This window comes from Blautia wexlerae DSM 19850, from assembly GCF_025148125.1.
Lineage (GTDB): Bacteria > Bacillota > Clostridia > Lachnospirales > Lachnospiraceae > Blautia_A > Blautia_A wexlerae.
Genome location: NZ_CP102267.1, coordinates 3,054,446 through 3,067,801 on the forward strand (window position 1 = coordinate 3,054,446; position 13,356 = coordinate 3,067,801).

General features: G+C 41.9%; 11 protein-coding genes. 2 read left to right on the forward strand and 9 right to left on the reverse strand.

All coding sequences use genetic code 11. The features are described 5' to 3' along the window. Window positions 1-21: 21 nt before the first annotated feature. The 4 genes from NQ550_RS14160 to NQ550_RS14175 all read right to left on the reverse strand — a co-directional run bounded on the left by NQ550_RS14160 (window position 22) and on the right by NQ550_RS14175 (window position 4,965). Window positions 22-2,556, reverse strand: coding sequence for a cation-translocating P-type ATPase (locus NQ550_RS14160; RefSeq protein WP_025577287.1), 2,535 nt, complete (start codon window positions 2,554-2,556; stop codon window positions 22-24). A 195-nt stretch (window positions 2,557-2,751) separates the two neighbouring features. Then, window positions 2,752-3,201: a Fe-S cluster assembly scaffold protein NifU gene (nifU, locus tag NQ550_RS14165; protein WP_008704067.1), complete on the reverse strand. Its 450-nt coding sequence runs from the start codon at window positions 3,199-3,201 to the stop codon at window positions 2,752-2,754. Window positions 3,202-3,286: 85 nt separating this feature from the next. Next, a complete protein-coding gene (nifS, locus tag NQ550_RS14170; RefSeq protein ID WP_025577289.1) occupies window positions 3,287-4,471 on the reverse strand; it encodes a cysteine desulfurase NifS in 1,185 nt (394 codons plus the stop codon). 17 nt (window positions 4,472-4,488) lie between these two features. Further along, a complete protein-coding gene (locus NQ550_RS14175) occupies window positions 4,489-4,965 on the reverse strand; it encodes an RrF2 family transcriptional regulator (protein WP_025577291.1) in 477 nt (158 codons plus the stop codon). 187 nt (window positions 4,966-5,152) lie between these two features. Here NQ550_RS14175 and NQ550_RS14180 point away from each other — a divergent pair, with 187 nt between their 5' ends. Beyond that, a complete protein-coding gene (locus NQ550_RS14180) occupies window positions 5,153-6,484 on the forward strand; it encodes a polysaccharide biosynthesis protein (RefSeq protein WP_025577293.1) in 1,332 nt (443 codons plus the stop codon). 134 nt (window positions 6,485-6,618) lie between these two features. Beyond that, on the forward strand, window positions 6,619-7,650 hold the full coding sequence (locus NQ550_RS14185; protein ID WP_025577295.1) for a 3-deoxy-7-phosphoheptulonate synthase: 1,032 nt from the start codon (window positions 6,619-6,621) through the stop codon (window positions 7,648-7,650). A gap of 250 nt (window positions 7,651-7,900) precedes the next feature. Here the strand turns inward: NQ550_RS14185 and xerD are convergent, their stop codons facing one another. The 5 genes from xerD to recA all read right to left on the reverse strand — a co-directional run bounded on the left by xerD (window position 7,901) and on the right by recA (window position 13,234). Then, a complete protein-coding gene (gene xerD / locus NQ550_RS14190) occupies window positions 7,901-8,785 on the reverse strand; it encodes a site-specific tyrosine recombinase XerD (RefSeq protein WP_008704075.1) in 885 nt (294 codons plus the stop codon). 253 nt (window positions 8,786-9,038) lie between these two features. Next, a complete protein-coding gene (locus tag NQ550_RS14195; protein ID WP_025577296.1) occupies window positions 9,039-9,632 on the reverse strand; it encodes a stage II sporulation protein M in 594 nt (197 codons plus the stop codon). 213 nt (window positions 9,633-9,845) lie between these two features. Beyond that, window positions 9,846-11,354, reverse strand: coding sequence for a ribonuclease Y (gene rny, locus NQ550_RS14200; RefSeq protein ID WP_416386865.1), 1,509 nt, complete (start codon window positions 11,352-11,354; stop codon window positions 9,846-9,848). A 225-nt stretch (window positions 11,355-11,579) separates the two neighbouring features. Continuing rightward, window positions 11,580-12,167, reverse strand: a complete 588-nt coding sequence (locus NQ550_RS14205; protein WP_025577298.1) for a regulatory protein RecX — start codon at window positions 12,165-12,167, stop codon at window positions 11,580-11,582. A gap of 2 nt (window positions 12,168-12,169) precedes the next feature. Further along, window positions 12,170-13,234 (reverse strand): recombinase RecA, encoded by a 1,065-nt coding sequence (gene recA / locus NQ550_RS14210; RefSeq protein WP_022381059.1) that lies wholly within the window; start codon window positions 13,232-13,234, stop codon window positions 12,170-12,172. Between the last annotated feature and the right edge of the window lie 122 nt (window positions 13,235-13,356).

Consider the following 13,356-nt stretch of genomic DNA (forward strand, 5'->3'; position numbering starts at 1 on the left):
TTTACAGATTGTCCTCGTTTTTTACTTCTGGACTCTTTCCAGAAATCTTGCAAAAAATCCTTTATTTTCATCTTCTCTGTCCAGTGACTTCTCATAAATCCTCCTGATCCATTCTGTAATAGTTTCGATCAGGATTGGAGAGAATGTCATCAGTACAAATACCAGAATGATCATTCCAAATTCCAGAGAACCCAGTGTCAGCAAATCCTGCAATACAACCGCACTTATAAAAAATGCAAACTGCATTCCATAAATGATCACTTTTCTGTATGTGTTCAGCGGCGAATAAACTGTACGCAGTGCAGACATATAGTTCCACCCCGTAACCAGAACACAGGCTGTATTAAGCATGACGTTGGAATGGTATACATCCTGACAGACCAGCATGATCGTAAATACACATCCTGTAATGGTTACTGCCGCAGGAAATGCATTCATAAATACATGCCTCAGGAATGTATGATCAATCTTATTGTAATTATTTTCCTGTGTCAGAAGAAATGTGGGAATTCCCACTGCGCAGGCACTGATCAGTGACATCTGGATTGGTTCAAAGGGATATGCATCTCCAAAGAAAATTGTGATCAATGACAGTAAAACAGAAAAAATTGTTTTGATCAGAAACATGGATGCCGCACTTCTGATATTGTTTACAACACGACGGCCCTGATTTACAATATGAGGCATTGCCCCGAAATTAGAATCAAGAAGAACGACATTTGCAATATTTTTAGCTGCATCGCTTCCTGCCGCCATGGCAATACTGCAGTCTGCTTCCTTGAGTGCAAGTACGTCGTTTACACCGTCACCGGTCATTGCAACTGTATGCTTCTGTGACTGAAGAGCCTGTACCATCTGTTTCTTCTGCTGCGGTGTTACACGCCCAAACACACTGCATTCTGCAACTGCACGCTGCATTTCTTCCGAAGTTTTGATTGTTGTTGCATCGATATAATGATCGGCATTTTTCAGTCCTGCTTTCTTTGCAATCGCAGAGACAGTCACAGGATCATCTCCTGAGATAACTTTAAGGTCAACTCCCTGGCTGTCAAAAAAAGCCAGAGTATCCGGTGCTTCTTCACGTATCACGTCAGTGATGAGAAACAGTCCCAACGGTTTAAGTCCTGTCGGGCGTTCCGTTCCTTTTGTCTCCTGTTCACTGTGAGCCAGAACAAGGATACGGTATCCAGCCTGTGCATAGCTGCTGCAATGTGTCAGAAGCTCTTCATTTCCTTCCGGAAAAAGGAACTGGGCAGCTCCCATAAGATATGTTCCCTTTCCATCAAAAACAGCACCACTGTATTTTCGGTCTGAAGAAAAGGGAATTGCATGGATCAGCTTCAGGTCAGTTCTTGACGGAAAACGCTCTCTCAGCGCATCTGCCGTTGCATTCTGATCATGAAGAACTGACATCATATTTCCCATAATGTGGTCAATTTCCTGAAGCTTCTGTCTTTCTTCCTGAGATACCGTTTCTGAATTTACTGTTTCCTGTATCTGTCCGTTTTCCTTCTCTGCTGATACCGTAACCTCCGGTTTTAATGCTGGCACATTCTGAACAGGCTCCCCTGTTTCCGGATCAAATTTTGCTGTATGTTGTACAACAGTTGTCTGTGCTGTATCATACAACTGCACAGCTTCAACCTTCATGGTACCTTCTGTGATCGTACCGGTCTTATCCAGACAGAGCGTGTCAACTCTCGCCAGTGTTTCAATACAGTAAAGCTCCTGCACAAGTGTCTTCTTTGTAGCAAGAACCATAGAACCCAATGTCAGTGCCACACTTGTCAGAAGCACCAGGCCTTCCGGGATCATTCCAAGTACTGCGGCAACCATATTTACCACAGAGTCCTTCAGTGTATCTCCTACGATCATATATTGCTTGTAAAACAACATGGCACCAAGAGGCACGATAATGATACTGATCACCTTCAGAATCGCATTCAGAGAATTGCGAAGTTCCGAATTATGACGTTTAAATTCCTTTGCTTCACTTGTGATCTGCGATGCATAATTGTCTTTTCCAACATGGATTACCTGACAGCAGGCTTCCCCTGATGTCACAAAGCTTCCTGAAAAAAGTTCGTCTCCCTGGCTTTTGGACAGATTGTCCGACTCACCGGTGAGCAGAGACTCGTTTACTTCTACAGTTCCCTCCAGCACCTTTACGTCAGCAGGGATCTGATCTCCTGTTTTCAGGAAGATCAGATCATCCAGTACCAGCTTCTCTGTGGAAATACTCCATTTCTTTCCCTCACGTAAAACTACCGTTTTACTCTCTGTAAGGATAGCAAGTTTGTCAATAGTCTTCTTTGCTCTGACTTCCTGGATAATCCCTATCACTGTGTTGATCAGAATGATTCCCATAAACATGGAATTCTTATAAGATCTCACAAAAAGCACCAGAACAAGCAGTACAATATTTAAAAAGTTAAAAAACGTAAGGGTGTTTTCCAAAATAATCTGCTTGTAGGTTCTGGTATTCGGGTTCTCGTTGACATTAACTTTTCCTTCTGCAATCCTCTCCTGCACCTGTTCATTTGTAAGTCCTGTCATTTCTACCTCCTGCAGAAAATATTTATAGCAGCATCATATAATAAAAATTGCGGGAACTGCTTCACAAAATATCTTTCGTCCCTGATATCATATAATGCCATAATATAAAGTACAGGGCAGATGATGAGTATCACCCGCCCCTTCTTTATAAATAACGATTTCAGATTACAAACAGATTCAGATTTTTTGCTATAATCAATATTCTTCTTCCTCTGCTTCTTCGCCTTCGTGAATATCAGACTTTGGTTTCTTAAGACCTTTGATTTCAATATGGTGCTTCTGTGCATAATCCCACAGAGCCGCATGGATTGCTTCCTCTGCAAGCAGGGAGCAGTGTACTTTTACAGGCGGAAGTCCGTCCAGGGCTTCCATAACTGCCTTATTTGTAACTTCCATAGCTTCTTCAATGGTTTTTCCCATTACCATCTCTGTTGCCATGCTGCTGGTTGCAACTGCCGCACCACATCCGAATGTTTTGAATTTGCAGTCTTTGATGATATGTGTTTCATCATCGATATCAAGAAAAATCCTCATGATATCACCACATTTTGCATTTCCCACTGTACCTACGCCACTTGCGTTCTCTATTTCTCCTACATTACGCGGATGCTGAAAATGATCCATTACTTTTTCACTGTAAGCCATTTGTGTTTCCTCCTGTTATCCTGACTTTCTTTTAATATTATTTCTGTTATAACTGTAAAAATACAAACAATTATCTTCTGTTTTGTTATTTATTCTGTTTTTTCATGAAATCTTCATATAATGGAGACATGCTTCTTAAGTGCGCTACAATTTCTTTCAATCTGTCCACTACGAAATCTACATCTTCCATTGTTGTCTCTTCGCTGAGTGTCATACGCAGAGAACCATGTGCAATCTCGTGCGGAAGTCCGATTGCAAGAAGTACATGGGACGGATCAAGAGAACCTGATGTACAGGCTGATCCGCTGGATGCACAGATTCCATAATTATCCAGCATCAGCAGGAGAGATTCGCCCTCAACAAACTGGAAGCTGACATTTACGTTATTCGGAAGACGTTTTATACGGTCACCGTTTACTTTTACATAAGGAATCTCTGTCTCAATTCTGTGGATCAGATGATCTCTGATAGCGATTTCTTTGTCAGTACGTTCTTTCATGGATGCATTTGCACGCGCTGCTGCTACACCGTATCCAACGATTCCCGGCACATTCTCTGTACCTGCACGACGTTTACGTTCCTGTGCACCGCCATGTACAAAGGAACGGATTTTAACACCCTTACGAATGTAGAGGAAACCGATTCCTTTTGGTCCATTGATCTTATGTCCGCTGGAGCTCAACATATCAATATTGCATTCATCCACATTGATCGGAACCTGACAGAATGCCTGAACAGCATCTGTGTGGAAAAGCACTCCATGCTCTTTTGCGATACGTCCGATTTCCTTGATCGGCTGGATAGAACCAATCTCGTTGTTTGCAAACATTACAGAAATCAGGATTGTTTCCGGTGTGATTGCTTTCTCAAGTTCATCCAGTTTTACAATACCGTTCTCGTCTACATCTACATATGTGATCTTTGCACCGCGTTTCTCCAGATATTCACAGGTATGAAGAATTGCATGATGCTCGATCTTTGTTGTGATGATGTGGTTTCCTTTTGATTTATATGCTTCAAAGGTAGCCTTCAGAGCCCAGTTATCAGACTCGGAACCACCTGCTGTGAAATAAATTTCTTCTTTCTTTGCTCCAAGAACTTCCGCGATCTGCTCTCTTCCTTTGGTGATCGCCTCTTTGCTCTTGCCTGCAAAATCATAAATACTGGACGGGTTGCCATAATATTCTGAAAAATATGGCAGCATTGCCTGGACAACCTCCGGTGCTGTTTTAGTTGTTGCTGCATTGTCCAGATAAATCATTTTTCCCATTTTCTTGTCCTCCTGTTTTATTTAAGTATGTCCGGTACATTTTCTTCCATGCCCTGACTTTCCATTTTTTCTTCATGTACTCTTCTGCTTTCCTCGATCAGCTGACCAAGCATCAGGGTATCGACAGCGCTTGTAATACTGTCATTGATTCTCTTCCAGACGAGTTTTGCCACACATACATCACTGCCATGGCAGGTTCCGTCATTCTCAATCCCGGGACAGGCTGCTGCTTCCAGGCTGCCTTCCAGCACACGCAGGACTTCACCGACCGAGATCTCATCTGCCGGCTTGCCAAGCTGGTATCCGCCGTAAGCCCCTCTGCTGCTCTTTACCAGACCGGCCTTCTTAAGCATGGCCATAAGCTGTTCGAGGTAGCTTGTGGAAATGTCCTGTCTCTCCGCAATACTCTGTAAAGATATAGCTTCATTCTCACTGTGCAAACCAAGATCTATCAGTGCTTTCAAGCCATAACGGGCTCTTGTTGAGAGTTTCATTTTCTCACCTCGTTTTTTAATTCCCAGTGTTTCCCTCGGATTTCATGATTACTTTACCAGAAAGAAACCGTTCTGTCAAGGCTGTTTTGTTCATATATTGCTGTAAAGGCGTTTTGGCAGGTTACTGTTTTTTAGTCAGGCAGCTATTCGCAACCTGCTGCGCATGAAAAGGTCCGGATTTTTCATTATGTCAAAAAAACTTTTTATCAAAGGAACTTTACTTCTTACATTTGCCGGTCTGTTAAGCAGACTTATGGGGTTCTTTTACAGAATATTCCTGTCACACACTATTGGTGCACATGGGCTTGGTATCTTTCAGCTTATACTTCCACTGCAGATCCTGATCATGTCCATCTGCGCTTCCGGTATCCAGACTGCAATCTCCCGCCTCACTGCCGCAGAAAAAGTTTCTGAAAATCCCAGTCGTCATATCTCAGATTATTTTGTCGTGGGAACTGTATTTTCTGTTGTTTTCTCCCTGGTATTCTCCTGGTTTCTTTACAGCTATGCGGATTTCTGGGCAGTACAGATTCTGAAAGAACCACAGACCTCCGGTCTGATACGGATTCTTTCTCTGAGTATTCCGTTGAGTACACTTCATACCTGTATCAACAGCTATTATTTAGGAAGAAAACAGGCCGGATTTCCCGCAGGAGTCCAGCTTCTGGAACAGCTTTTCCGCACAGGCGGATGCTACATTCTTTATCTGATCTGTGTATCGCAGGGGCGAAGCATCACTCCGGCAATTGCAGTCGGCGGAAATCTCATCGGGGAAATAGCCTCATCTTTTATTTCTCTTTTCGCAGTCAGTATGCATTTTAAGGTCACACATTATAATATCCGGAATATCAGAAAACCGCTTTCTGTTCTCAGAAAATTGCTCCATATTTCCGTTCCTCTTACCATGAATAAAATACTGCTCACCCTTCTGGGAAGTATTGAAGTGATTCTTATACCTGCAAGGCTGCAAATGTCAGGACTTACTCCCAAAGATTCCCTGAGTGTTTACGGAATCTTTACAGGAATGGCACTTCCGCTTATTCTTTTCCCCGCTACGCTTACAAACTCGGCTGCTGCCATGCTGCTTCCCTCCATTACCCAGCTGCAGACTCTGGGGTATCAAAAGCGAATCCAATATGTGATTGGCAGGATTTTCCGATACTGTCTGCTGCTAGGCGGATCCTGCATGGTTTTTTTTCTGTTTCTTGGAGAATTTCTTGGAAATTTTCTGTTTCACAGTCAGACGGCCGGAATCTATATCCATACCATGTCCTATATCTGTCCTTTTCTGTACCTGAACACCACTCTCACCAGCGTACTCAACGGTCTTGGAAAACCCGGTATCTGCCTGCTGCACAGTGTGATCAGCGTCTGCATCCGGATCAGTTTCGTGCTGTTTGCAATCCCTGTCCTGGGAATCCGGGGATATCTGTACGGGATTCTCTGCAGCGAACTGGTGCTCAGCATCCTGCACAGCTTACAGATACTGCCAAACAACTATAGCAATCCCCGTAAATAATTCATATTGATCAAGAGGCTTGATAGGATCGCAGAAAGTCATCCGAAAATATTTTGACTATCGACATTCAGATAAGAATGGTTTATAATAAATCCCGAAAAAGTAAGACAAATAGACACAAAGGAGATATTACTATGGGATTCGATTTTATCAAAAAATTACCAACCCCTGAAGAAATCCGTAATCAGTATCCCATTGATGCTGAAATTCAGGCTGTTAAAGATGCAAGAGATAAGGAACTGCGTGATGTTTTTACCGGAAAGTCCGATAAATTCCTTGCAATCATCGGTCCTTGTTCAGCAGATAATGAAGATGCTGTTCTGGATTATCTTACCAGATTACGCAATGTTCAGGAGAAAATAGCTGACAAGGTTCTGATCGTTCCACGTGTTTATACAAACAAACCAAGAACAACAGGAGAAGGCTATAAAGGTATGGTTCACCAGCCGGATCCCGAGAAACAGCCAAATCTTCTTGCAGGGCTTGTGGCAATCCGTAAAATGCATATCCATGCAATCCGGACCAGTGGTATGACCTGTGCAGATGAGATGCTTTATCCGGAAAATTACCGTTACCTTTCTGACCTGCTTTCTTATGTGGCAGTAGGTGCACGTTCTGTGGAAGACCAGCAGCATCGTCTTACCGTCAGCGGCATGGAAGTTCCTGCAGGTATGAAAAATCCAACCAGCGGTGATCTTGCAGTCATGCTCAATTCCGTTGTAGCAGCTCAGGGCGGACATCGTTTTATCTACAGAAGCTGGGAAGTAGAAACAACAGGTAATGAACTGGCTCATACAATTCTCCGTGGTGCCGTAAATAAACATGGGGAGGCAATCCCGAACTATCATTATGAGGATCTTCGTCTTCTCTGGGAGAAATATCAGGAGAAAAATCTTAAAAATCCGGCGGTTATCGTTGATACCAACCACTCTAATTCTAATAAACAATATGACCAGCAGGTTCGTATTGCAAAAGAGGTTCTCCACAGCCGCCAGGTAGACCCAGAACTTCATACTCTGGTAAAAGGTCTTATGATCGAGAGTTATATTGAACCGGGAAATCAGAAAATCGGATGTGATCATATTTACGGAAAATCTATTACTGATCCATGTCTTGGATGGGAAGAATCTGAACGTCTTCTGTATACAATTGCTGAGATGTGTTGATCCGTTATTGTTTATAAACAACATTCTATATTTTCTGATCAGATGGATTGCTGTAATTACATTATCTGTGAATAGCACATGTTATGACATTACAGAAAAAAACTATTCAGCCACCCACTGCTTATTGCTCTTCGCAACCTCCGCAGGGGACTTACTTGATTCAGTTAAAAAAGCTTCTATAAACTGTTCAAAACAGACTATAGAAGCTTTTTCATTTGACATTATAGCAATCCTCATAAATAATAAGTTTTTAATGACGTGGATGTGTTTTCATATACACATCACGCATTTTATTCATATTCATGCCCAGATAAACCTGCGTAGTGGAAATATCGGAATGTCCCAGCATTTCCTGAACGCTTCGTATATCCGCACCATTCTGCAGCATATGCACAGCAAAAGAATGTCTCAATGTATGCGGGGCAATATCCCTTTTGATACCGGCATCATCCGCATATCCCTTTAATACTTTCCAGAATCCCTGACGGCTCATCGCTTTCCCTGAACAATTTGTAAATAATGCTGTTTCTTTCTCATCTTTCACAAAAACAGTTCTGGCTGTTTGCAGATACCGTTCCATTGCCTTCTTGCATGGAATACCAATAGGGATAATTCTCTCTTTTCCATTCTCATTACAGACCACATATCCAAACTGGAGATTGACATCAAAAATCTGAAGATGAAGCATCTCACTGACTCTCATACCTGTTGCATACAGCAATTCCAGCATTGCTGAATCTCTTATCCCCTTAGGGGTATCCAATTTCGGCTGCTGAAGTAATTTATCCACTTCTTCTATGGTAAGTATCTCAGGTGCCCTTTTCTCAACCTTCGGAGGTTTCAGGTTATCTGCCGGATCTTCTGCGATCACGCCTTCCTTCCACAGATACTGAAAAAATGCTCTCATAGAAGCAACGCTTCTGGAAATGGAAGATGACGCAAACTTCTCACGTTCCATGTAACTGATATACCCTTCAAGCTCAAGTTCTTTTACATCTTTATAATTTCTGATTCCCCGTTCCTTCAGAAATTCCGCCATTTTTTTCAGATCTCTTTGGTATGAGATCTCTGTATTTGCCGATGTTTTTTTTGTATTATGCAGATATGTAATAAATTCCCTTATTTCTATGTCCATATTCCCGTTTCCTTTTAATCAAAATATCCTCTGCCTGTAGCTCCTGCGATCAGACGAAAATTAATCCTCTTCGCAGTTTATCAGCAGAAAATCGTACTCTCTCCGATAAAATGTATATGTATTATACTGTTTATTTTACATAAAATCAAACCTTTTTTTCGAGGAAAATCCTTGTATTTCAAGCTTTTTCAGCATCAAATACCATATGTCGGAGATTTTATGACAACCAATACTAAATATAGTAAATATGTCATTAAAAAATTTTTATATATTTCAGAATAATGTCAATGATCAGAGGGTTCACATAGCATTCGATAAGTATTCCCAGAAAATATCCTACTGCTGCAATGCACATTTTTTTAAGATAAATACTGACTTCTCCGGAAATCAAACCTCTGTTTCTCCATATTTCTGATGATATCTTCCATTCCTGTTCCATAGAATAAAGCCAGACCGGAATGTAAAATAAATATTGCGGCAGCAAAAGTCCCATTCCGATCACCCCGCCTGCAAATCCAAATTCCAGTATAGAAACAGTCATTATCATACCTGCATACAATCCTGATCCCAGAAGCGTTATAACAGCAAGCGGCGCACCAAAAACCGAAAATCCACAAATTATATTCAACAGATAAAAAACACCTCTGTATTTTAATATTTCTTTCAGATATTCAATATTGCCTGTATTTTTTCCTGCAAATGTACTCAGAAAATATACCGATGCCCATGTTTTCTGCTGCCATTTTGCCTTCCAGATTATATTCGGTATCAGATTTCCGGCCAGAAATCCAAGAAGAAATAAAATAAGCGCAGGAAATTTTTTGGTTCCCATTCTGTTTTTCTTCATTCTATCACCCTGTACCAGTTTACTGAGAAATTCCAGGAAGTATTCCTGTCTTTACAAGAAAGAATCGTGTCCGGAGGGCTTTTTTATGTTATAGGAACATTACGGAGTAATTTCCCATAACATAAAAAAACTGCACAGACTGTATAAATACAATCTGCACAGTTTATATCTGCAAAGAACTGTCCACGATAGTCCATAAAATGAACAATCATATTATTTCGCATAGTCAATCGCTCTGCTTTCACGTATCACATTGACTTTAATCTGACCGGGATATTCAAGTTCTGCTTCAATCTGTTTCGCAATATCGCGCGCAAGGAGAACCATATCTGCATCATTAACATGCTCCGGCACTACCATTACACGTATTTCTCTTCCCGCCTGAATGGCAAAAGATTTATCAACACCTTTAAACTGGTTCGTAATATCCTCCAGTTGTTTCAGACGATTGGTATAAGTTTCCAGAGTTTCTCTTCTTGCACCAGGTCTCGCCGCTGAAATAGCATCTGCAGCCTGTACAATACATGCGATCAGAGATTCCGGCTCACAGTCACCATGATGAGATGCGACCGTATTGATAACAATCTGGGATTCCTTATACTTCTTACAGAGATCCACACCAATCTGAATATGAGATCCTTCTACTTCATGGTCAATTGATTTACCAATATCATGAAGAAGACCTGCTCTCTTAGCCATACGGACATCTACGCCAACCTCACCGGCCAGCATTCCGGATAACTGAGCTACCTCAATAGAATGTCTTAAAGCATTCTGTCCATAACTTGAACGGAACTTCATACGTCCAAGAAGTTTCAGTAATTCAGGATGAATACCATGAACTCCAACGTCCATAGCTGCATTCTCACCATCTTCGCGAATCTGCGCTTCTACTTCTCTCTGGGCTTTCTCAACCATCTCTTCGATTCTGGCCGGATGGATACGTCCATCTACGATCAGTTTCTCAAGAGCTACACGTGCAACTTCACGACGGATCGGATCAAAAGCAGATAACACAACTGCTTCCGGTGTATCATCAATAATAAGATCCACACCTGTAAGTGTCTCAAGAGTACGGATATTACGGCCTTCACGACCAATAATCCTTCCCTTCATCTCATCGCTCGGAAGCTGAACAACCGAAATGGTAGTTTCAGCTACATGGTCAACTGCACATTTCTGGATGGCATTGACAACATATTCCTTAGCCTTCTTACCAGCTTCTTCCTTTGCCCTGCTTTCCAATTCCCTGTAAAGTCTGGCTACATCCACTTTTACATCATCTTCAACGGATCTGAGTAATTCTTCTTTTGCCTGTTCGGAGGTCAGACCTGAAACTCGTTCCAGTTCCTGTACTCCTTTTTGCTCAAGTTCTTCTACCCGTTTTTCTTTTTTCTGCACCTCAGCTGCTCTCGCTGTGCATTCCGCTTCACGCTTCTCAACTGCATCTGCTTTCTTGTCAACCGCGGATTCTTTTGCTAATACACGATTTTCATATTTCTGCAGTTCGTTTCTTCGTTCCTTGGTTTCTTTCTCCAGTTCATTTTTTGTACGGAGAGATTCTTCCTTCACTTCCAATAAAGCTTCTCTTTTTTTAGTCTCAGCTGTTTTCAGAGCTTCATCTATGATGCTTCTTGCTTTGTCTTCTGCTGTCCCAACAATCTCGGCATCCTTCTGGATTTTATTGTTCACAGCGACTTTGCAAGTAACAGGAACTGCAATAAGTAGCGCGACTACCACAGCGACAATTGCAACAATAATTGTTGTTGTCACAGGAGCACCTCCTTATTTAGTTTTCATTGTACAAATACAACAATACAAGTTTATCTTTTTTTCATACTTATGTCAAGTTTTTCAGGATAATTGTTTGAATATTTTTCCTATATTTAATTACTGTTCGTTCTGTTCTCAGTAATACATTTTGCGATGCACAGACAATGGAGTATACTATGGTTCATCTGAATATGTATGTACAAGTCTGATATTCATATTCTCAAGAGTATCTGTAATGTCTGAATATCCAAATCCTCTTCTCACAAGATAACCATAGAGCCGACGCATTTTTTTCTCATCCAGCTCAGTATCCGGCGCATATTTCTTTTCTATGGTTCGATAGAGGATTTCTTTTTCATCAGGCATATTTAAGGCAGCCTCTTCCTCCCATGCATTTATCGCTGTTTTCCTGTCTATTCCCTTTCCCATAAGTTCCCGGATGATCTTCTGCCGGCTCTTTGTATCCATTCTGTATGCAATATAAGTTCTGGCATATCGTTCATCATCTATATATCCATAGGCTTCAACATATGTCAGAGCATGATCAACCGCCTGACTGGTAAATCCCGCCTGGCGCAATTTCTCTCTCAATCCCTTCTCCGTCCGATCCATATGTTCTAAGAGACGCATGGCTTTACGCCTTGCGTCTCTGTATTCTTCAGGTTTTTCCGTTAAATTTTTCTGTTGTTTCTGTACAGTCTGTCTCTTTAAAGCCTCTGCATTCCTGAGAAATTCTCTCAGATCTCCGGATGAATTCCCCATGATCACTCCTCAGAAGCATCCGGTGCATCACCTGTTGCCGGCACCGGCTCTTTGGCCTGTCCTTCTTCATCCGGAAGAAGATGATAATGGATTCTGACTTGCTTCTCAATCTCATCACAGATATCTGTATGCTCTTTCAGGAAAATCTTCGCATTTTCACGTCCCTGTCCGATCTTATCTCCGTTATATGCGTACCATGCACCGCTCTTATTTACAATTCCACATTCCGCTGCCAGATCAAGAATATCTCCCTCTTTGGAAATGCCGGTTCCGAACATAATATCAAATTCTGCCTGTTTAAACGGCGGAGCCACCTTATTCTTCACAACTTTGATTCTGGTGTGGTTTCCCACCATCTCACCGCCCTGTTTCAATGTCTCTACTCTGCGGACATCCATGCGGATAGATGAATAAAATTTCAGAGCACGCCCACCTGTCGTTGTCTCAGGATTTCCAAACATAACTCCAACCTTCTCACGCAGCTGATTGATAAAGATAACTACACAATTAGATTTACTGATCACTGCTGTAAGTTTACGGAGAGCCTGTGACATCAATCTGGCCTGAAGACCTACATGGCTGTCACCCATATCTCCATCAATCTCCGCCTTCGGTACAAGTGCGGCAACCGAGTCAACGATCACAATATCCACAGCTCCGGAACGCACCATCGTCTCTGTGATCTCAAGTGCCTGTTCTCCATTGTCCGGTTGTGATATGTACAGGTTATCGATATCTACACCGATATTCTTTGCATAGACAGGATCCAGAGCATGTTCTGCATCAATAAATCCGGCAATCCCGCCTCGTTTCTGCACTTCCGCAACCATGTGAAGTGCAACGGTTGTCTTACCGCTGGATTCCGGTCCGTAAATCTCGATGATACGTCCCTTGGGAACACCGCCTACTCCAAGTGCAATATCAAGACTTAAAGATCCGGTAGGGACTGTCTCCACCTGCATATTTGCTCCGGATTCCCCGAGTTTCATGACTGATCCTTTCCCGTAATGTTTCTCAATCTGTCCAAGCGCTGCTTCCAGTGCTTTCTGCTTTTCTTCATTTATCATTTATTTTAATCTCCTTCAGCCCTTTAAGAACTTATGTTCGTTTTCTATTCATTATAGTATTATACTTCCTGTCAAATGTCAAGCTTTTTATTCTGCCTGAATAACCTTTTCATGTTACTGTT